Here is an 18,513-nt window from a genome sequence, read left to right as displayed (position 1 = left end):
CCCGGCGGCGATGGAGACCTCCTGAGCGACGTCCGCACACGGCGCGAGCCGTCCACGCCGCGAGGATCCGAGCGAGGTGCGGGCGATCAGCCCAGGCACTGCGGACCGAGCAGCGACTTCAGGTCGCCGAACAGATCCGCCGTGACGGTCACCGGCATGGGCACCTCGAACACCTTGGCGCGCCCGCCGCGATGCATCTTCAGCATCACCTCTGTCTCGCCGGCGTGGCGGCGCAGCACGTCCGCCAGGTCCTCGATGACGCGCTCGGTGGCGCGCTGCTCGGGCACCAGCAGCGACAGCGGGCCGGCCGCATCGAAGGAGCCGACGTCGGGCGTGAACGCCGACTGCGCGTGCAGGTTCATCCCGTCATCTCGGCGGGAGACGCGACCGCGCACCGCGAGGATCGAGTCCTGCTGCAGCATGCCCTGGAACTCGAGGTACGTCTTGCCCATGAACATGATCGTGATCTCGCCGCCGAAGTCCTCGACGGTGATCATGCCGTAGGGGTTGCCGCTGGCCTTGGCGACGCGGTGCTGCACGCTCGTGACGAGGCCCGCGATCGTGACCTGGTCGCCGTCCTGCAGATCCTCCGATTCCAGGAGGCTGTTGATCGCGATCGAGGCGTGCTTCGCGAGCGGGACCTCGAGGCCCGCGAGCGGATGATCCGACACGTACAGGCCCAGCATCTCGCGTTCGAAGGCGAGCTTGTCCTTCTTGGTCCACTCCGGACGCGAGGGCACCTTGGGGGGTGCGACCTCTTCGATCTCGTCGTACAGGCTGTCGAAATCGAACCCGATGGCACCCTGTGCTTCGTTGCGCTTCTGGCCGACGGACGCTTCGACGGCGTCCTCGTGGATCTCCACGAGAGCCCTCCGCGTGTCGCCCATCGAGTCGAACGCGCCCGCCTTGATGAGCGACTCGACCGTGCGCTTGTTCGCGACGTGCAGCGGAACCTTCTTCAGGAAGTCGTGGAAGGAGGTGAAATTCTCCTCCTCGCGCCCTTGAACGATGCCCTCGACGACGTTGGATCCGACGTTGCGCACCGCGCCGAGGCCGAAGCGGATGTCCTCGCCGACGGCCGCGAAGAAGTTGATCGACTCGCGGACGTCGGGCGGCAGCACCTTGATGCCCATGCGGCGGCACTCGTTCAGGTACAGCGCCATCTTGTCCTTGGAGTCGCCGACGCTCGTGAGCAGCGCGGCCATGTACTCGGCCGGGTAGTGCGCCTTGAGGTACGCGGTCCAGTACGAGATCACGCCGTAGGCGGCGGAGTGCGCTTTGTTGAAGGCGTAGTCGGAGAAGGGCAGCAGGATCTCCCAGAGCGCGTTGACCGCGCCGTCGGAGTAGCCGTTCGCGTGCATTCCGGCCTGGAAGCCCTCGAACTGCTTGTCCAGCTCGCTCTTCTTCTTCTTGCCCATCGCGCGGCGGAGGATGTCTGCCTGGCCGAGCGAGAACCCGGCCACGCGCTGGGCGATCGCCATCACCTGCTCCTGGTAGATGATGAGGCCGTAGCTCTCCTCCAGGATGTCCTTGAGCGATTCGGCGAACTCCGGATGGATCGGCGTGATCTCCTGCAGGCCGTTCTTGCGCAGGGCGTAGTTCGTGTGCGAGTTGGCGCCCATGGGGCCCGGTCGGTACAGCGCGATGAGGGCCGAGATGTCACCGAAGTTGTCCGGCTTCATCAGGCGCATGAGCGCGCGCATCGGGCCGCCGTCGAGCTGGAAGACGCCGAGCGAGTCGCCCCGGGTGAGCAGGTCGTAGGACGGCCGGTCGTCGAGCGCGAGGTCTTCGAGCACGAGCTCCTCGCCCCGGTTCATCCGGATGTTCGCGAGCGCGTCCGAGATGATCGTCAGGTTGCGCAGCCCCAGGAAGTCCATCTTGATGAGCCCGAGCGACTCGCAGGACGGATAGTCGAACTGCGTGACGATCTGGCCGTCCTGCTCGCGCTTCATGATCGGGATGATGTCGATCAGCGGATGCGAGGACATGATCACGCCGGCGGCGTGCACGCCCCACTGGCGCTTCAGGTTCTCCAGGCCCAGGGCCGTGTCGAAGACGGTCTTCGCCTCGGGATCGGACTCGATCACGACGCGGAACTCGCTGGCCTCCTTGTACCGCGGGTGCTCCGGGTTGAACATGCCGTCCAGCGGCATGTCCTTGCCCATCACCGCGGGAGGCATCGCCTTGGTGAGCTTCTCCCCCATGCTGAACGGGAAGCCGAGCACACGGCCCGCGTCCTTCAGGGCCTGCTTGGCCTTGATCGTGCCGTAGGTCACGATCTGGGCGACGCGCTCGTCGCCGTACTTCTCCGTGACGTACTGGATCACCTCGCCGCGACGACGGTCGTCGAAGTCGACGTCGAAGTCGGGCATCGAGACGCGGTCCGGGTTCAGGAACCGCTCGAAGATGAGGCCGTGCTCGAGCGGGTCGAGGTCGGTGATCTTCATCGCATAGGCGGCCATGGATCCGGCTCCGGACCCACGCCCCGGGCCGACGCGCACGCCGTTGTCCTTGGCCCAGTTGATGAAGTCGGCGACGACGAGGAAGTAGCCGGGGAACCCCATGGACGAGATGACCTCGACCTCGTAGTTCGCCTGCTTGCGCACCGCGTCCGGGATCCCGCCCGGGTAGCGGTAGCGCAGGCCGTTCTCGACCTCCTTGATGAACCAGCTCTCCTCGGTCTCGCCGTCCGGGACCGGGAAGCGCGGCATGAAGTTGGCCCCGGTGTTGAACGAGACGTCGCAGCGCTCGGCGATGAGCAGGGTGTTGTCGCACGCCTCGGGGTGATCGCGGAACACCTGGCGCATCTCCGCCGCGGACTTCACGTAGTAGCCGTCGCCGTCGAACTTGAACCGGTTCGGATCGTCGAGGGTCGAGCCGGACTGCACGCAGAGCAGCGCCGCGTGGCTGGTCGAGTCGTGCTGGTGCGTGTAATGCAGGTCGTTCGTGCCGACCAGCGGGATCCCCAGGTCCTTCGCGATCTTCAGCAGGTCGCCGGTGACGCGCCGTTCGATCTCGAGCCCGTGGTCCATGATCTCGGCGAAGTAGTTCTCCTTGCCGAAGATGTCCTGGAACTCGGCGGCCGCCGCACGGGCCGCGTCGTACTGACCGAGCCGCAGGCGCGTCTGGATCTCGCCCGAGGGGCAGCCCGTCGTGGCGATCAGGCCCTTGGAGTACTTCTGCAGGATCTCGCGGTCCATGCGGGGCTTGAAGTAGTAGCCCTCGAGGCTCGAGGTCGAGGAGAGGCGGAACAGGTTGTGCATGCCCTCCGTGGTCTCGGAGAGCAGGGTCATGTGCGTGTATGCGCCGGATCCGGAGACGTCGTCACGGCGCTGCTCGGGGGATCCCCACTGCACGCGCGACTTGTCACTGCGGTGCGTGCCGGGGGTGACGTACGCCTCGATGCCGATGATCGGCTTGACCCCGGCCGCCTGGGCGGCCTTATAGAACTCGAACGCCGCGAAGGTGTTGCCGTGGTCGGTCACGGCGACGGCCGGCATGCCCTGCGCGACGGCCTCCTGCACGAGCGGCCCGATGCGCGCGGCCCCGTCCAGCATCGAGTACTCGCTGTGCACGTGCAGGTGGACGAAGGAGTCTGATGCCATGCTTCGAGTCTACGTTTCGCATCCGACGTCGGAAGCCGTAGGGGCCCGACACCCGTATCCGCATCGGGCCCCTCCGTACGTCACGGGGCGGTGTCGACGATCCTCGGAGTCATCGTGAACCGTATGTCGGGCACGCCCGCGGGGACGAGGCCGCCATCGTCGCGTTGGACGGTGACGGTGTACTCCGTCGCCCACCCGGTCGCGGCGTCGATGGAGATCGTCTCGTGACGCGTTCCGGTCGCGGTGAAGTCCACTCCGTAAGTCGTCACCGCTCCGTTGACGGAATCGATGGCGCTCAGGCCGGAGAGCCCCAGTGCTTCGATGAAGGTCTTCCTCACCGCCGCGGGAGCGAGATTCGACCGGAGCACGCCGACGATGAATGTCACCATCCGCTCATCGCGACCCTGGCCGGCGTCCTCGAACTGCTTGCGCAGAACGTCGAGCAGAGCCTTCGGATCCCCGGGATACACCGAGAAATCGGTCGGCGCCGATCGTCCCGGAAACTCGCCCCCCGCTGCTCGCACGAGAGGTTGGTCGGCTCGCACCGGGATCAGGTTGTCCCAGGCGGTCTTGTCCTCGGGCGTCTGGGGCTCCGGAAAGGAACGCACTCGTTGCGAGGACTCTCCGTACTCCTGCACCCAGTCCGCCGATCGATCTGCCGGTACGAACAGTGCGCTGTCGTCCCTCACCATCAAGGCAGAGATCGGAGCACCGCCCAGGGCGGGAGTCCGGAACAACCACTGGTATGAGATCCCCTCGGGGCCACGGTAGAGAAGAGCCTCCGAGGTCATCGAGATCTCAAGGTACTGCCCCGGCCCGGGTGTCGTCCCGGGGAACGGCGCGGTCGTCGCGGTGCCTGCTCCGCTGGCGACGGTCGGAGTGGCGGGCGGTATCACTCCGGCAGGCTGCGACGGAACGGTCGTCGGAGAGGGTGCCGTTTCGATCTTCGGAGCCGGCGCATCCTGGTTCACGACCACCACCGCCGTCGTCACCGCCGCAACCGCGGCAACGGCTCCAGCGATCAGGAGCGCCGGGCGTCGGCCGAGACGCCTGTGCGCCGCCGCCTTGTCAGCCTCGATTCCCGAGAGCAGCCGAGACCGTGCTCCTGCGATCTGATCGGACGTGAGTTCCGTTCCTGCTTCGATCTCACGCACGCGCTCGAAAACGTCCATCGACCTCTCCTTCCTTCTGCCCCATGACTCGCTGCTGACTGCCCGTTCGGGCAGGATTCAGCTTCGTTCGGATGCGGTTCATCCGCGATCTGACGGTTCCTACGGGCACGCCGAGCGATACGGCTATCTCTTCGTAGGTCAGATCTCCCCAGGCGTAGAGCAGGAGGGTCTCACGCTCTTTCGGAGACAACGCCGCGATCCGAGGCGCCAGCTCCCGGGCCGAGAGCTGCGCGTCCAGCCGCGCAATCGTCGCGTCCAGTTCGCCGGAGGAAAAGCGCGCCTCGCGGTTCGCGAACTCCATGCTCGACCGCAGCTGCTTGGCCTCTGTCGCCCGATGCTTCTTGACCAGTCGGGAAGCGATCCCGTACAGCCACGGAAGCGCCGTGGCCCAGGTCGTGTCGAACGACGAACGCCGAGAGAACGCGACCAGGAAAGTCTCGCTGAGCACGTCCTCGCCGGCGTCGGGACCGAGGCGTCGGGCGACATAGCGCCCGAGCGTACCGGCGTGTCTGTCGAACAGTTCAGCAAAGGCTCGGGGCTGCCCGAGCGATCGCTGAATGATCTCGCTGTCTGTGCTCACACTATGTATTGCCTGGAGGAGAGGAAACGGTTCGATATTCCTCCCGAGGGTATCCGCCGACGGCGATCATGTTGGCCATCGCCGGGGTCACGGCGGCGCCCCCGCTCGTCGATCCCGCAGGATTCGGCAGGCGGCGCCGGATAGCCTGAATCCCATGACCACCCCCGACTTCGTCCTCGCGCTCCGAGAGCATGTGGGCCACGCCCCGCTGAACCTCGTCGGCGTCACCGCGATCGTGTTCCGCGACGAGAAGGTGCTGCTCGGCAAGCGCGCGGACAACGGCGCCTGGCAGGCGGTGTCCGGGATCGTGGAGCCCGGTGAGGAACCGGCCGACACCGCAGTGCGGGAATGCCTCGAGGAGGCTGGTGTGACGGTGAAGGTCGAGAGACTCGCCCTCGTGCAGCAGCTCCCCCGTGTGACCTATGCGAACGGAGACCAGGTCGACTACCTCGATCTGGTGTTCCGCTGCACCTGGGTCTCGGGCGAGCCGCACCCCGCCGACGGCGAACTCACCGAGGTCGGGTTCTACGACCTCGCGGCGATGGGCGACGTCGACGACGCCCACGTGCGCAAGATCGCCCTCGCCGTGGCGGAGGACGATCCCGCGCACTTCCGCGGCGGCAGGCCGTCGCGGCCGCTTCAGCCGGGAAGCCCGTCCACCAGCTCGACCGCGTAGTCGTTCCGTACGTCACCGACGCCATCGGGCACGATGCTCCCGCCGGCATTGGTGCTGTCCGAGGTTCCGCTCACGCGCCCCGTCGAGACATCGACCGTGATCGTCTGGTGACGCTGGACGTCGATGGCCTGCCCGGGCTCCCCGAACGTCGAATCGAACGCGATCGTTCGCAGACTCCCGCGGCTGTCGACGATGGACGAGCCGGGGAGGGTCCCGAGGGCCTGCAGCATCGCTGCACGTACATCACCTGTACCCGCGTTGCTCGCCAGCAGAGTCATCAGGGTCCATCCGACCATCGCACCATGGTGGCTCTCGGAGGTGCTGCCCTGACGCGACCGGAACCAGGACAGCACTCCATCAGCGTCATCGGGGAGCGACGTCAGGAACTCACCTCGAAGCGTCCCATCCCCCTCCGGCAGTGCTCCTCCCCCTGCCTGGAATCCGCCGGGGTCGCCTGCCGCACTCCAGCGGTCCAGATACTGCTGGAGCTGCACGTCGGCGGCTGCGTCCTGTCCGTACTCTGCGGTCACGACCGGCGTCGAGGAGGGCGTGAAGTACCACTCGCCGTTCACATCCGCCGGGACATAGAACTCGCCACTGGTGCGGATCACCCACGCGTGCGTCGCCATCGCATAGGAAACTCCATGGCTCGGCTGAGAGATCGTCGAGCCATCCCCGAGGAGCAGGACATCCGATGTCCATGCGACGCGCAGGTACTGGCCGGGTTGCACCTGGAGCCCTCCGTGGATCGCCGAGACAGACGCGGCACGGAACACCCCTTGGGCCGTCTCCGGCCGCTCGGAGACCTCGGGCGTCGGCGACGGAACAGCGGGAGCGGAGTGCGCCGGAGCCGACGTCGGGTGCGCAACGACCGACGGTTTCGGTGTCGTCATGCTCCCCACGACGAGCACCCCGGTGGTTGCCGCTGCGAGCGCCCCGGCTGCTCCCGCGACGAAGAGCCAAGGCCGACGGGGCCGCGCGCGCGACGGAAGCTCCGCACCCCGGATCTCGGCCACCAACCGCTCCCGCACTGCCGCGAGACTCGCCTCGACGCCCTCGATCTCGGGCCTGATCTTCTCGACCTTCTCAAACACGTCCAACGCTCTCTCCCCTCTGCTGCTTCTTCTCGAACGCCTGGATCCGACGGTTCGGATCCAGGCGGCGGCGCACGCGATTGAGTCGCGACCGCACCGTTCCGACCGGGATGCCGAGGGCTTCCGCCACTTCCTCGTAGCTGAGCCCCTGCCAGGCGTAGAGCAGGAGCGTCTCCCGGTCTCGCGGAGCGAGGGCGGCCATCCGCGACGCGAGCGCCGTCACTTCGCGCTCCGCGTCGACGCGGGACAGTGCTTCCTCGACCCCGCCCGACGACGAGAGCTCTGCGCGCCCGACCGATGCAGTGAACGACCTCCAGTGCTTCGCCTCCACCGCACGGTGCCGACGGATCAGCCGGGTGGCGATACCGAGGAGCCAGGGCACACCCGACTCAGCCGTCAGGTCGAAGTCGGCACGACGCCGGAAGGCCGTCAAGAAGGTCTCGCTCAGAACGTCCTCCGCGGCGGTGCGGCCGACACGATAGGTCGCGAATGCGTTCACGCTGGACGCGTGCCGGTCGAAGAACTCGGCGAACGCCTCCGGCCGCTCGAGAGACCTCTGGATGATCTCGCTGTCTGTGCTCACGCTATGTATTGTCTGAGCACCCTCATCCGGTTCACGGTATTTGCGAAGCCGTGCTCATCTCAGGTCGAGGCGCATCAGCACCCGCGGGAAGCCGTCGAGGACGGATCCGGTGTCGGCGGCCTTCACGAAGCCGGCGGACTCGAAGAGACCGCGGGTGCCGACATACGCCATCGTGAGGTTCACCCTCGCCGCGCCGTTGTCCACCGGGTATCCCTCGATCGCCGGCGCGCCGCGCTCCCTCGCCTGAGCGACGGCGCCCTCGATCAGCGCGTGCGAGATCCCCTGCCTGCGATGGCCGGGGCGCACGCGGAAGCACCAGAGCGACCACACGTCGAGGTCGTCGACCTGCGGGATCAGACGGTTGCGGGCGAAGCTGGTGTCCCGCCGCGGATGCACCGCCGCCCATCCCACCGGCTCATCGTCGAGATAGGCGATCACTCCGGGCGCCGGATCCTGATGACACAGTTCGCGCACCCGCTCGGCCCGCGCGGGGCCGCGCAGCGCGACGTTCTCCTTGTTCCCGATCCGGTAGCTGAGGCAGAAGCACACGTTCGACGCCGGGTTCTTCGGTCCGACCAGCGCCGCGACGTCCTCGAAGACGGTCGCGGGGCGCACCTCGATGCTCATGAGCCCATCCTGCCGGGCCGATCGGACATCCGCGCGGTGCGGAACGATCTCAGGGCTCGACGATCCGCTGATCGGTGTTCGTGTAGGCGATCGAGTCGGCGATCGTGCCGACGAGACCCATCGTGACGCGCAGCAGGCCCGGCTTGACGTCGTCCAGCGGCGGAGGCGTGTCGGTTCCCAGGGTCAGCGCGCGGCCGTCCTGCGTGGTCGCGGTGACCGATCCGAGGTACACGCTCACGTGCCCGGTGAGGGTCATGGTGTCGGCGTTGGTCACGAGGCCCGCCTTGTCCGGCGGACGGACGGTGAGCGAGAAGCCCGAGATCGTGATCGAGTCGGCCGAGATCTTCAGGGCGCGGATCGTGCTTCCGTCGATGGTCGGAACGTCGACGATCGAGATCCCGCTCAAGCCGGTGAAGGACAGCCCCTGCGACCCCATGGAAGCAGGGGTCTTCGTGAAGACGGGCGCGCTCTCGTCCCTCGTCGCGGCGACCGGCGTCGGTGCGGGCGTCGGCGCAGGATCTCCGGGCGCGGACGGCGCCGTCGCACCGGGCGTCGACGGCACGCCGGGAACCGCGGGCAGTCCCGGTGCCGAGGGGCCGGGCGTCCCGGACTTCGGCGGGGGCGTCGTCGGCGTCGGACTCGGAGAAGGGCACCAGAGCAGCGGGATGCACAGCCCCGCCGGCTGGGACCCCGGGGCGACCGCGGCCCCGAGGGTCAGCGGCGCAACGAGGGCGAGCGCGGCGAGCAGCACAGCGCCGGGGCGGCGCTGCGACTTCACGACGCCGCCTCCTCGACTCCGTCGGCGGGCGCAGGATCGCGCGGTCCCATCCAGGCGACCACGAGCACCGCGCCGGTCCCGGCGAGGAGCATCCCGATGATGAACCCGCCGAGGTTCACGCCGATCAGCGAGTAGATCGCGACGACCAGGGCGATGATCCCGTAGAACACGTGATGCGCGGGCATCGTGACGGCGAGGATCCCGAGCAGCAGCAGCGCGATCGGGATGATCGTCGCCTGCAGTCCCTCGATGCCCAGCTGCACGTGCAGATGTCCGATGTCGAGCTGCCCGGAGAAGAACATCTCGACGCCGCCGAGCGCGACGAGCAGTCCTCCGGTGAACGGACGCTGCCGTCGCCAGTGCCGGAATCCCCGTGCGGGCGCCCGATCCGCGGCGGATCGGCGGGTGCGCGCGTCGTCGGTCATCGCAGCCTCGTCGTTCAGAAGCATCCCTGCGAACCGTCCGTCAGCTCCAGCGTCATGCCCGTGAGGGTGAACACCGAGGCCTGAGTGCTCCAGGCCGTCTGCTGCAGGTTCTTGATCGAGACGGTATCGGCGTCCTGGGCGAAGTCGCCCGCGGAGCCCTTGGCGTCGGTGTTGACCGTCGAGGCGTCCACGCCGATGCGGATCGCGCCGAACGACGCGTCGCCCTTGAGGCCGGTCATGCCGATCTGCAGGTCGCTGGCGGATGCGGGGCTGCCGTTGCCGCCCGCTTTGATGAGCACGCCGACCTTGCCGAGCGGCGTGTCGGTGATGACGGACTGGCACAGGTCGGTGAGCGTCGCGCTCTTGATGTTCGCGATGGCGACGGTGTGCTCCTTGCCCTCGGTGTCCTTCGCGACGCCGGCGTACTGCGAGAAGCCGCTGCCCTCGAGCTGCGAGGCGCCGATCTGGAACTGACTTCCCGAGACGGCGAACGAGACGGGCACGGCCCCCTGGGCGACCCCGCCCATCAGCGCTGCGGCGACGACGCCTGCGGGGATCGCCACGAGGGCGATGCGGCCGGCGTGAGACGACCCGAGCTTGCGGACACGGTCGGACTTCGGGAACTTCATCGATCCTCCTCCAGCGCGCCGGCTGCGATGGCGGCGCTCACCTGGTCGAGTATATTGCCCGTTGACTCAGAGTCAATACCGGACGCGGGAAGTGCTCCCGTCCCACTAGGCTCGGGGCATGCCCGACCTGCGACGCATCCGCCTGACACCGGAGGAACGTCGTGCGCAACTCGTCGCGACCGGGGTGAACTTCCTCGCCGAGCATTCCCTGGACGAGCTCACCATGGACGTGCTCGCCCAGCGAGCCGGCGTGTCCCGCCCCCTCCTGTTCCACTACTTCGACACCCGGCAGGGCATGCACCTCGCGGTCGTCACCATGGCCAGGGACAGCCTGCTGCTCGCCTCGGAGCCCCGCGACGACCTGGAGCCGCGCGCACGGATCCGCGACACGCTCCTGCGCATCACGGAGTTCGTGCGCCAGCACCAGGGCACGTTCCATTCGCTCGTGCGCGGCATCGCGAGCGGCGACCCCGCCGTCCGCCGAGTGGTCGACGAGTCGCGCGATCTCAACGCCGAACGGCTCCTCGACGCGTTCACCGAGCTCGGCACGCCGGACACGCCGGGCCTGCGCGTCGCCCTGCGCTCCTGGGTGTCCTTCACCGAGGAGACGCTGATCAGTCTCGTCATCGACCGGGATGAGGATCCGGAGGTCGTCGTCCGATTCCTGGAGGCGACGCTCGACGGAGTCGTCTCCGCGACGGGCGAGCTGCCGCTCTGAACCTGCCGGGCCTGGGACTCAGTCCTCGCCGCGGAGCACGTCGAGCGCGTGCTGGAGATCGGCCGGGTACGGCGATTCCGTCTGGACCCACACGCCGGTCACCGGGTGGGCGAACCCCAGCCGGTGCGCGTGCAGCCATTGCCGCGTGAGTCCGAGACGGGCGGACAGCGTCGGGTCGGCGCCGTACAGCGGATCCCCCACGCACGGATGCCGATGCGCGGCCATGTGCACGCGGATCTGGTGCGTCCGACCGGTCTCGAGGTGGATCTCCAGCAGCGATGCGCCGGGAAAGGCCTCGAGCGTCTCGTAGTGGGTCACCGAGGGCTTGCCGTCGGGGATGACCGCGAACTTCCAGGAATGGTTCGGGTGCCGCCCGATCGGCGCGTCGATCGTGCCGGCGAGCGGGTCGGGGTGCCCCTGCACGACCGCGTGGTAGATCTTCTCGACCGTGCGCTCCTTGAAGGCGCGCTTGAGCTCCGAGTACGCCGCCTCGGACTTCGCGACCACCATGAGGCCGCTGGTCCCCACATCCAGGCGGTGCACGACGCCCTGCCGCTCGGGGGCGCCGCTCGTGGCGATCCGGAATCCCGCGGCCGCCAGGGCGCCGACGACCGTCGGCCCCTCCCAGCCCAGGGACGGGTGCGCGGCGACGCCGGTGGGCTTGTCGACCACCACGATGTCGTCGTCGTCGTAGACGATGCCGAGCTCGGGCACGGCGATGGGTTCGATCCGCGGCGCCTCCTTCGGCGCCCACTCGACGTCGAGCCAGCCGCCGGCGCGCAGTTTGTCCGACTTGCCCAGCACGGTGCCGTCGAGAGTCACTCCCCCGGCCTCCGCGACCTCGGCCGCGAACGTGCGCGAGAAGCCGAGCATCTTCGCGAGGGCGGCATCGACCCGGACGCCGTCCAGCCCGTCGGGGACGGGAAGCGAGCGGGATTCCACGGTCAGTCCTCTGCTCCGGCGCCGTCGCGGCGCGCGGAATGCTGCGGATCCGCCTCGGTCGCCGCGTCCTCGGCAGGGGCGTCGTCCGCCGACTCGGCCGCGGACTCGTCCTTGTGGTCGCGTTCGCGCGTGCCGTCGAGACGGAGTCCCACGATGATCAGCAGCGCGATCGAGATCATGCCGCAGACGATGAAGATGTCGGCGACGTTGAAGATGGCCGGCAGCATCCACGGCATCGAGATCATGTCGACGACGTGGCCGACGCCGAATCCCGGTTCGCGGAAGATCCGGTCGGAGAGGTTCCCGAGCACGCCGCCCAGCAGCGCTCCGAGCACGACCGCCCACAACCGCGCGCGCACCGAGAAGGCCTTCCACACGATCACGCACGCGACGACGGCCAGTGCGATCGTGAAGACCCACGTGTAGCCCGCGCCGATCGAGAACGCCGCCCCGGAATTGCGGATGTAGAAGAGCTGCAGGAAGCCCCCGAGCACGGGAACGACCTGCTCCTGGGGCAGGTGGGTGATGGTGAGGTACTTCACAAACTGGTCGGCGGCCAGCACGAGCACTGCGAGGATCGCAATGATCGCGCCGGCCGCCGAACCGTGAAGCGGTTGACGCCGGGTCAACGGGGCCCCTTACTGCGCGGAGGAGGCGTCCCCGCTGGGGCCGCCCTTCTCGTCGAGGTCGCGGAGCTGTCCCTCGATGTAGCTGCGCAGCTGCGTGCGGTACGAACGCTCGAAGTCGTGCAGCTCGGTGATCTTGCCCTCGAGCACGTTGCGCTCGCGCTCGAGACGCGAGGTCTCCTCGCGCTGCTTCTGCTCGGCGTCGGCGAGGATCTTCGAGGCCTGGGCCTTCGCGTCGGCGATGAGCTGGTCGCGCTGGGACTTGCCCTCGGCGACGTGCTCGTCGTGCAGACGCTGCGCGAGCTCGATGATGCCGGCGGTCGCGGCGGCCGGCGCACCGGTCTCGGCGACCGGGGCGGCGACGGGCGCGGGAGCGGCGGCGGCAGGAGCCTCGGCCACGGGAGCGGCCTTCTCGCCGGACTCGTAGGCGGCCAGCTTCGCCTTCAGCTCGGTGTTCTCGTCGAGGGCCTTGCGCCACTCGAGCACGACCTCGTCGAGGAAGTCGTCGACCTCGTCCGGGTCGAAGCCGTCCTTGAAGCGGACGTGCTGGAACTGCTTGGTGACGACGTCATCCGGGGTCAGTGCCATGGGTGGCTCCTCTTTCGATGAGTTCTCGGTGGCCGGGTGGAAATGGCGCCTGCCCCTCGGCGTGCACCTTCAGAAAAGCATAGCCTTCCGATCGCGACGCCGCGAAGGCGCGCGCCAGCGGGCGCGGCGACGCGCCCTAGATGAACGATCGGGTGATCGACATCAGGATGAGCACGATGATCATGGTGAGCGTGAAGCCCAGGTCGAGCGCGACCGGTCCGATCCTCAGCGGAGGAATGAGGCGTCGGAACAGTCGGATCGGCGGATCCGTGAGCGTGTAGACGATCTCGGCGACGATCAGGCCCGCACCGCGGGGGCGCCACGAACGGTTGAAGATGGGGATGTACTCCAGGATCAACCGCGCGAACAGCGTGAGCAGATACAGCAGCAGCAGGATGTTGAGAATCGCTGCGATCATGGAGACCGCGGGCGGCACCACCACGCGTCAGGAGTGCGCGAGCGCGGGCTCGTCGCCCCCGGCCATCCCGCCCTGCCCCGACACCGCGATGCTCTCCGGCGACAGCAGGAAGACCTTGCTCGTCACGCGCTCGATGCGCCCGTACAGGCCGAGCGAGAGTCCGCTCGCGAAGTCGATCAGCCGGCGCGCGTCGGCGTCGCTCATCTGCGAGAGGTTGATGATCACCGGGATGCCGTCGCGGAAGCTCTCCGCGATGACCTGAGCATCGCGGTACTGCTTCGGGTGCACCGTGAGGATCTCGTTCACGGCGCCGACGGACGGCTGACGCACGGCGGTCGGACGGCGCAGCGGCGTCACAGGAGCCGGCTTCGCCTCCTCGCGCTCGCGACGCACCTCGTCACGGCGGATGGGCTCGTGGCGGACCTGCTCCTGGCGGCCGCTCTGCGCGGCCGGAGCCTGCTCCTCGTAGACCTCTTCCTCATCGGCGAGGCCGAGGTACACCATGGTCTTCTTCAGCGGGTTCCCCATCGTGTCCTCCGAACGTGTAGGGGTGGTTCTGTTTCGAGGCTAACCCTGTGCGGGCCGCGGCCCCGTGATTGCGGAGCCGATGCGCAGGTGTGTCGCGCCTGCCGCGATCGCCTCGGCGAAATCGCCGGTCATGCCCGCCGAGATCCAATCGGCTTCCGGCGCCACCGCGCGCAGGCGCCGAGAGGACTCGTGGACGCGGGCGAACGCCGCGGCCGGGTCCTCGTCCAGCGGGGCGACGGCCATCACACCGCGCAGCCGCAGCGTCGGCAGGGCGAGCACCTGCTCGGCGAGACGCTCGAGCTCCGAGGGCGCCACTCCCCCGCGACCGGGGTCGTCGGTGAGGTTGATCTGCAGCAGGACGTCGAGCTGCGCGTCGTCGGTCGCCGCACGGTCGAGCGCCTCCGCGATGCGCAGGCGGTCCACGGAGTGCACCGCCTGGGCCGCGCGACGGATCGCGCCAGCCTTGTTCGTCTGCGCCTGCCCGATGAAGTGCCAGCGCAGATCATCAAGTTCCGCGAGTGCCTCCGCCTTCGCGGAGAGCTCCTGCTGCCTGTTCTCCCCCACTTCGCGGACGCCGAGGCCGTACAGCTCGCTCACGAGGGACGCGGGATGGAACTTGGTCACGACGATGCGCGTGATCTCTGCGGGATCCCGTCCCGCGCGCCGTGCGGCGTCCGCGATCGCTGCATCGATCGCGGACAGCCGCTCGGCGACCGCGGTCACTTCAGGAACTCGGGGATGTCGAGATCGCTCTCGTCGAACGCCGGCTCGATGCTGGTGTGCACGGGCGGGATCGACGGCACGGTCACAGGAGCGGTCTCGCGCGGCGACTCCTCGGCCTGGGCCTCGTCCTCGCGCTCCTCGACCGCGGGCTTCTCGGCGACAGCGGGTGCCGTCGTGCGCGAGAAGATCTGCGGGTCGAGGCGCAGTGTGGGCTCGCCGTTGTCGAACCCGGCCGCGATCACCGTGACGCGCACTTCGTCGCCGAGGGTGTCGTCGATGACCGTTCCGAAGATGATGTTGGCCTCGGGGTGCGCCGCCTCCTTGACCAGGTCCGCCGCGTCGTGGATCTCGAAGATGCCGAGATTCGATCCGCCCTGGATCGACAGCAGCACGCCGTGCGCGCCCTCGATCGAGGCCTCGAGCAGAGGCGATTCGACGGCGAGCTCCGCCGCCTTGATCGCGCGGTCCGCGCCGCGGGCCGAGCCGATGCCCATGAGCGCGGATCCTGCCCCCTGCATGACCGACTTGACGTCGTTGAAGTCGAGGTTGATGAGACCCGGCGTGGTGATCAGATCGGTGATGCCCTGCACACCGGCGAGGAGCACCTGGTCGGCGGTCGCGAAGGCCTCGATCATCGAGATGCCGCGGTCGCTGATCTCGAGCAGGCGGTCGTTCGGCACCACGATGAGGGTGTCGACCTCTTCCTTCAGCTTCGCCACGCCGGCATCGGCCTGGCTCTGCCGACGGCGGCCCTCGAACGAGAACGGCTTGGTCACGACGCCGATGGTCAGGGCGCCGATCGACTTGGCGATGCGCGCCACGATCGGGGCGCCACCGGTGCCGGTGCCACCACCCTCGCCCGCGGTCACGAAGACCATGTCGGCGCCGGTCAGCGCCTGCTCGATCTCCTCCGCGTGGTCCTCTGCGGCGCGGCGTCCGACCTCGGGGTCCGCTCCGGCGCCGAGGCCGCGGGTGAGGTCGCGCCCGACGTCGAGCTTGACGTCCGCATCGCTCATCAGGAGCGCCTGCGCATCGGTGTTGATCGCGATGAACTCGACGCCGCGAAGGCCGAGATCGATCATGCGATTGACGGCGTTGACGCCACCACCGCCGACACCGACGACCTTGATCACGGCAAGGTAGTTCTGGTTCTGGCTCATCCCGTCCTCCGATGTATTTCGAGCCTCGAGCCGGGCAACCTTAAACCTCAAGCAGAAGGTTAAAGTATTTCCCGGTATTGCTTTCTCTTGGATCGAAGGTAAGCGGCACAGGGCGCGCGGAAGCCAAGCGACACGCGCCTGCGCGCGATCGTTTCGGATATTCGTGCTCAGCCGACGATGCCGACGCCCGGCGACGACACGTCGTACGTCGCCGCGCTCGGATTCGCCTTCATGAGCGCCTGGAGCGAGCGGGTCTTGAGCGCCGACTGCTCCGCGCTCCCCCACACCACCTGCGCACCGCCGGACAGCTTCAGCGCGATGTCGTCCGGGGTCGACGCGGTGGCGCCGTCGACCTGGCCGCGCAGCTCGGCGGGCAGCGAGCGGAGCGCCGTGCCCACCGCGGCGAACGCCTTGGATCCTGTTCCGCCGACGACGTCGATCAGGGCGTATCCGGCGGGCCGGGCCTCAGAGGTCGAGAGGACGACGCCCGCAGCGTCCACGACGATGAAGCGCCCGTCATCGGCCTGGAGGACCCCGATGGGCGTGCGCTCCACGATCCGCACGACGAGATCGTGCGGAGGGTGCGCCTCGAGGCGATAGGTCTCGATCAGCGGGAAGGCGACGAGCGCCGCCTTGACGGCGCTGGAGTCGACGAGCGCCAGCGGCCTGCCGACCTGCCCGGACAGGGCCTTCTGCACGTCGGCCGCCTTGAGCGCGCTCGTCCCCTCCACCGTGACGGTCTCCACGGCGAACAGCGGACTGTACGCCGCGCCGACGCTGCCGCCCACGACGAGCAGTGCGAGCGCGATCCCCACGACCCAGCCGATCCTCCGTCGCCGGGAGCGCTGGGTGAAGCGACGGATCTCGGTGCGCAATGCCCTCCGGCGCGCCCTGGTCGCCTGCCAGAGATCGCGGGCGGTCAGGGGGACGTCCTCCTGCGACGACCCCGGATCCGGCTGCTCCGCACGCTCCCGCGGGGGCGAGGGGACGGCCGAGGCCGCACGGTCGAGCGGGATCGGCGCGGTGGTGTTCGCGTCCTCGGGCACCGCGGCGCCCGCGTCGGTCTCGGGCGCCGCCGAGGCGTCGATGCCGAATCCCGCGGTCCGCCGGCGCGCACCGTCGAAGAGCTGTCCCCTGGCCTGGCGCTCCGGCTCGACCGGAGGCGCGGGAGAGGGGATCGCGGACGGCCGGCGCATGATCAGTCCTCGGCGGTGGTGCGCAGCGCGTCCAGCACCTGCGGGATGATCTGGTAGACGTTGCCGCAGCCGAGCGTGATCACGTAGTCGCCGTCGCGTGCCACGGATGCCGTGTAGTCGGCGGCCTGCTGCCAGTCCGCGACGTAGTGCACGTGGTGCGGATCGGCGAACGCGCCGCTGACCAGCTCGCCGGTGACACCGGGGACCGGATCCTCGCGCGCCCCGTAGACGTCGAGCATGACGGTGTGATCGGCGTAGGTCTCGAGCACCTCGGCGAACTCGCGGTACATGTGCTGCGTGCGCGAGTACGTGTGCGGCTGCTGGATCGCGATGATCCGGCCCTCGCCGACGATCGTGCGCATGGCCTCCAGAGCGGCGCGCACCTCGGTCGGGTGATGCGAGTAGTCGTCGTAGACGCTCACCCCGCGTGCGGTGCCGTGCAGTTCGAGGCGCCGGACGGTGCCCGCGAAGCCCTCCATCGCGCGGGCGGCGTCGGCCAGCGTGTACCCGAGCGTCGTGAGCACGGCGACCGCACCGGCCGCGTTGATCGCGTTGTGCACGCCCGGAACCGCGAGCTGCATGCGGGCGGAGGCTCCGTGCATGGTCAGGGTCGCGGCGACGGGTCCGTCCGTGACGACATCGGTGATCCTCAGATCCGCGTCGCCTGCGAAGCCGAAGGAGATCACGTTCGGATGCGTGATCCCCGCCCGCACGCGCAACGCACCGGGATCGTCGCTCGAGATGACGACGGCCTCGCTCGCCGCGTTCGCGAAGGTCACGAACGCGTCGTGGAACGCCTCGTCCGATCCGTAATGGTCCAGGTGGTCGGGGTCGACGTTCGTGATCAGCGCGACGGAGGTGTCGTAGAGCAGGAAGGTGCCGTCGGACTCGTCCGCCTCGATCACGAAGAGGTCGTCCGCGCCGGAGGAGCTGGAGGTGCCGAGCTGCTCGATCACGCCGCCGTTGACGAAGTTCGGATCGGCGCCGAGATCCTGAAGCGCGGTGACGATCATGCCCGTCGAGCTCGTCTTGCCGTGCGCTCCGGCGACCGACACCAGGCGCCGTCCGCGGATCAGCCAGTGCAGCGCCTGGGACCGGTGGATCACGTGCAGGCCGCGCTCCTTGGCGAGCACGAACTCGGGGTTCTCGGGCCAGATCGCCCCCGTGTGCACGACCGTGTCCGCGTCGCCGAGGTTCGCCGCATCGTGCCCGACGTGCACGTCGGCGCCGAGCGCCGCGAGGGCCTGCAGGTTGGCGCTGTCCGCGCGATCGCTGCCGGACACGCGGATCCCCGCGTCGAGGAACATGCGGGCGAGGCCCGACATCCCGGAGCCGCCGATGCCGATGAAGTGGGCAGCGGCGATGTCGTCCGGGATCGGCAGGGAGAGGTCGGGTCTGATCATGGCTGAATCATCCTAAGTCGGGGCGAGGGGGCCTGAGGCCCG

General features: G+C 68.7%; 20 protein-coding genes. 2 read left to right on the top strand and 18 right to left on the bottom strand.

Annotated features, from left to right (window positions below; genetic code table 11):
- Window positions 1-86: 86 nt before the first annotated feature.
- From dnaE to ACIPY5_RS14300, 3 genes are all read right to left on the bottom strand, one after another.
- Entirely contained in the window at window positions 87-3,605 is a 3,519-nt protein-coding gene (gene dnaE / locus ACIPY5_RS14310) for a DNA polymerase III subunit alpha (protein ID WP_400971786.1), read from the bottom strand.
- Between the two features lie 80 nt (window positions 3,606-3,685).
- Window positions 3,686-4,777 (bottom strand): hypothetical protein, encoded by a 1,092-nt coding sequence (locus ACIPY5_RS14305; RefSeq protein ID WP_400971784.1) that lies wholly within the window; start codon window positions 4,775-4,777, stop codon window positions 3,686-3,688.
- Window positions 4,752-5,357 carry an RNA polymerase sigma factor gene (locus ACIPY5_RS14300; RefSeq protein ID WP_309340012.1) on the bottom strand — a complete coding sequence of 202 codons (606 nt, stop codon included), beginning with the start codon at window positions 5,355-5,357 and terminating at the stop codon, window positions 4,752-4,754. The genes ACIPY5_RS14305 and ACIPY5_RS14300 overlap by 26 nt, the downstream gene beginning before the upstream one ends.
- A 154-nt stretch (window positions 5,358-5,511) precedes the next feature.
- Between ACIPY5_RS14300 and ACIPY5_RS14295 the strand changes: the two genes are divergently transcribed.
- Window positions 5,512-6,033, top strand: coding sequence for an NUDIX domain-containing protein (locus ACIPY5_RS14295; RefSeq protein ID WP_309340010.1), 522 nt, complete (start codon window positions 5,512-5,514; stop codon window positions 6,031-6,033).
- Here the strand turns inward: ACIPY5_RS14295 and ACIPY5_RS14290 are convergent.
- From ACIPY5_RS14290 to ACIPY5_RS14265, 6 genes are all read right to left on the bottom strand, one after another.
- The gene (locus tag ACIPY5_RS14290; protein ID WP_400971781.1) at window positions 5,997-6,764 is read right to left on the bottom strand and encodes a hypothetical protein; all 768 of its coding nucleotides are present in this window, start codon (window positions 6,762-6,764) and stop codon (window positions 5,997-5,999) included. The two genes, ACIPY5_RS14295 and ACIPY5_RS14290, sit on opposite strands and share 37 nt — an antisense overlap.
- A gap of 355 nt (window positions 6,765-7,119) precedes the next feature.
- Window positions 7,120-7,710, bottom strand: coding sequence for an RNA polymerase sigma factor (locus ACIPY5_RS14285; protein WP_400971779.1), 591 nt, complete (start codon window positions 7,708-7,710; stop codon window positions 7,120-7,122).
- Between the two features lie 54 nt (window positions 7,711-7,764).
- The gene (locus ACIPY5_RS14280; RefSeq protein WP_309340004.1) at window positions 7,765-8,337 is read right to left on the bottom strand and encodes a GNAT family N-acetyltransferase; all 573 of its coding nucleotides are present in this window, start codon (window positions 8,335-8,337) and stop codon (window positions 7,765-7,767) included.
- A gap of 49 nt (window positions 8,338-8,386) precedes the next feature.
- Window positions 8,387-9,115: a hypothetical protein gene (locus tag ACIPY5_RS14275; protein WP_400971777.1), complete on the bottom strand. Its 729-nt coding sequence runs from the start codon at window positions 9,113-9,115 to the stop codon at window positions 8,387-8,389.
- Window positions 9,112-9,540 (bottom strand): DUF6114 domain-containing protein, encoded by a 429-nt coding sequence (locus tag ACIPY5_RS14270; protein ID WP_400971775.1) that lies wholly within the window; start codon window positions 9,538-9,540, stop codon window positions 9,112-9,114. Before ACIPY5_RS14270 ends, ACIPY5_RS14275 begins: the two co-directional genes overlap by 4 nt.
- A gap of 14 nt (window positions 9,541-9,554) precedes the next feature.
- Window positions 9,555-10,169 carry a DUF6230 family protein gene (locus ACIPY5_RS14265; RefSeq protein WP_309339998.1) on the bottom strand — a complete coding sequence of 205 codons (615 nt, stop codon included), beginning with the start codon at window positions 10,167-10,169 and terminating at the stop codon, window positions 9,555-9,557.
- 118 nt (window positions 10,170-10,287) lie between these two features.
- On the opposite strand from ACIPY5_RS14265, the gene ACIPY5_RS14260 reads away from it, so the two are divergent.
- Window positions 10,288-10,887, top strand: coding sequence for a TetR/AcrR family transcriptional regulator (locus tag ACIPY5_RS14260; RefSeq protein WP_400971773.1), 600 nt, complete (start codon window positions 10,288-10,290; stop codon window positions 10,885-10,887).
- An 18-nt stretch (window positions 10,888-10,905) separates the two neighbouring features.
- Here the strand turns inward: ACIPY5_RS14260 and ACIPY5_RS14255 are convergent, their stop codons facing one another.
- The 9 genes from ACIPY5_RS14255 to murC all read right to left on the bottom strand — a co-directional run bounded on the left by ACIPY5_RS14255 (window position 10,906) and on the right by murC (window position 18,471).
- Window positions 10,906-11,829, bottom strand: a complete 924-nt coding sequence (locus ACIPY5_RS14255) for an RluA family pseudouridine synthase (protein WP_400971771.1) — start codon at window positions 11,827-11,829, stop codon at window positions 10,906-10,908.
- A 2-nt stretch (window positions 11,830-11,831) separates the two neighbouring features.
- Window positions 11,832-12,458 carry a signal peptidase II gene (gene lspA, locus ACIPY5_RS14250; protein WP_400971769.1) on the bottom strand — a complete coding sequence of 209 codons (627 nt, stop codon included), beginning with the start codon at window positions 12,456-12,458 and terminating at the stop codon, window positions 11,832-11,834.
- Between the two features lie 9 nt (window positions 12,459-12,467).
- Window positions 12,468-13,043, bottom strand: a complete 576-nt coding sequence (locus ACIPY5_RS14245) for a DivIVA domain-containing protein (RefSeq protein ID WP_309339990.1) — start codon at window positions 13,041-13,043, stop codon at window positions 12,468-12,470.
- A 136-nt stretch (window positions 13,044-13,179) separates the two neighbouring features.
- The gene (locus ACIPY5_RS14240) at window positions 13,180-13,461 is read right to left on the bottom strand and encodes a YggT family protein (RefSeq protein ID WP_292717988.1); all 282 of its coding nucleotides are present in this window, start codon (window positions 13,459-13,461) and stop codon (window positions 13,180-13,182) included.
- Window positions 13,462-13,488: 27 nt separating this feature from the next.
- Complete coding sequence (locus tag ACIPY5_RS14235; RefSeq protein WP_400971766.1) at window positions 13,489-13,989, bottom strand: cell division protein SepF; 501 nt, start codon at window positions 13,987-13,989, stop codon at window positions 13,489-13,491.
- 39 nt (window positions 13,990-14,028) lie between these two features.
- Window positions 14,029-14,712 (bottom strand): YggS family pyridoxal phosphate-dependent enzyme, encoded by a 684-nt coding sequence (locus tag ACIPY5_RS14230; RefSeq protein WP_400971764.1) that lies wholly within the window; start codon window positions 14,710-14,712, stop codon window positions 14,029-14,031.
- A complete protein-coding gene (gene ftsZ / locus ACIPY5_RS14225; RefSeq protein ID WP_400971762.1) occupies window positions 14,709-15,872 on the bottom strand; it encodes a cell division protein FtsZ in 1,164 nt (387 codons plus the stop codon). The genes ACIPY5_RS14230 and ftsZ overlap by 4 nt, the downstream gene beginning before the upstream one ends.
- A gap of 167 nt (window positions 15,873-16,039) precedes the next feature.
- Entirely contained in the window at window positions 16,040-17,068 is a 1,029-nt protein-coding gene (locus tag ACIPY5_RS14220; RefSeq protein ID WP_400971760.1) for an FtsQ-type POTRA domain-containing protein, read from the bottom strand.
- A gap of 2 nt (window positions 17,069-17,070) precedes the next feature.
- A complete protein-coding gene (gene murC / locus ACIPY5_RS14215; protein WP_400971758.1) occupies window positions 17,071-18,471 on the bottom strand; it encodes a UDP-N-acetylmuramate--L-alanine ligase in 1,401 nt (466 codons plus the stop codon).
- Window positions 18,472-18,513: the final 42 nt, after the last annotated feature.

The organism is Microbacterium sp. NPDC089698, from assembly GCF_044749045.1.
GTDB lineage: Bacteria > Actinomycetota > Actinomycetes > Actinomycetales > Microbacteriaceae > Microbacterium.
Note: the sequence above shows the minus strand (reverse complement) of the source record. Positions and strands in the feature narration are given on the sequence as shown.

Bases quoted from the DNA above. Each gene is read 5' to 3' on its own strand.
- dnaE (WP_400971786.1), bottom strand. From the start codon at position 3,605: ATGGCATCAGACTCCTTCGTCCACCTGCACGTGCACAGCGAGTACTCG.
- ACIPY5_RS14305 (WP_400971784.1), bottom strand. From the start codon at position 4,777: ATGGACGTTTTCGAGCGCGTGCGTGAGATCGAAGCAGGAACGGAACTC.
- ACIPY5_RS14295 (WP_309340010.1), top strand. From the start codon at position 5,512: ATGACCACCCCCGACTTCGTCCTCGCGCTCCGAGAGCATGTGGGCCAC.
- ACIPY5_RS14280 (WP_309340004.1), bottom strand. From the start codon at position 8,337: ATGAGCATCGAGGTGCGCCCCGCGACCGTCTTCGAGGACGTCGCGGCG.
- ACIPY5_RS14270 (WP_400971775.1), bottom strand. From the start codon at position 9,540: ATGACCGACGACGCGCGCACCCGCCGATCCGCCGCGGATCGGGCGCCC.
- ACIPY5_RS14265 (WP_309339998.1), bottom strand. From the start codon at position 10,169: ATGAAGTTCCCGAAGTCCGACCGTGTCCGCAAGCTCGGGTCGTCTCAC.
- ACIPY5_RS14260 (WP_400971773.1), top strand. From the start codon at position 10,288: ATGCCCGACCTGCGACGCATCCGCCTGACACCGGAGGAACGTCGTGCG.
- ACIPY5_RS14245 (WP_309339990.1), bottom strand. From the start codon at position 13,043: ATGGCACTGACCCCGGATGACGTCGTCACCAAGCAGTTCCAGCACGTC.
- ACIPY5_RS14240 (WP_292717988.1), bottom strand. From the start codon at position 13,461: ATGATCGCAGCGATTCTCAACATCCTGCTGCTGCTGTATCTGCTCACG.
- ACIPY5_RS14235 (WP_400971766.1), bottom strand. From the start codon at position 13,989: ATGGGGAACCCGCTGAAGAAGACCATGGTGTACCTCGGCCTCGCCGAT.
- ftsZ (WP_400971762.1), bottom strand. From the start codon at position 15,872: ATGAGCCAGAACCAGAACTACCTTGCCGTGATCAAGGTCGTCGGTGTC.
- ACIPY5_RS14220 (WP_400971760.1), bottom strand. From the start codon at position 17,068: ATGCGCCGGCCGTCCGCGATCCCCTCTCCCGCGCCTCCGGTCGAGCCG.
- murC (WP_400971758.1), bottom strand. From the start codon at position 18,471: ATGATCAGACCCGACCTCTCCCTGCCGATCCCGGACGACATCGCCGCT.